This is a genomic window from Rossellomorea oryzaecorticis (assembly GCF_038405515.1).
Lineage (GTDB): Bacteria > Bacillota > Bacilli > Bacillales > Bacillaceae_B > Rossellomorea > Rossellomorea oryzaecorticis_A.
This window is the reverse complement of sequence record NZ_JBBYAF010000118.1, coordinates 1-341: the sequence shown is the minus strand read 5'-3', so window position 1 is coordinate 341 and position 341 is coordinate 1. Positions and strand designations below refer to the sequence as shown.

1 protein-coding gene is annotated in these 341 nt (G+C 40.8%); it reads left to right on the top strand.

Annotated elements, in window-relative coordinates; genetic code table 11:
• Positions 1-150, top strand: a 150-nt coding sequence (locus tag AAEO50_RS21460; RefSeq protein WP_425383241.1) for an IS3 family transposase, incomplete at its 5' end; no start/stop codon positions are given.
• Between the last annotated feature and the right edge of the window lie 191 nt (positions 151-341).

Sequence of the window (341 nt, the reverse complement as noted above, 5' to 3'; positions counted from 1 at the left end):
TTTGAAGAAGCTTACTTCGAAATTGATGAGTTCATGGAGTTTTATAATCACAGACGTTATCATGGCAGCCTCGGCAGGATGTCTCCGGTAAAGTTTAATGAGAAATACAAGGATATTGGTTATCCCGAAGAAATGGCCTTGAGCCTTTAAGAAGGCAGGAAAACTCCTTCTTCACTTACTGACCCCCTAGATGGCGGAACGTAAGGGTCAAGCGGTTTTGGCTTGACGCTATAGTGGAGTCATCTAACCTTGGTAAAAGTGAAGAAGGAAATGATGAAAATGAAAAACTAAGAATCGTTTAGTTTTTTAAAGAATTCGTCAGGAATTAGGGGGTCAAACCG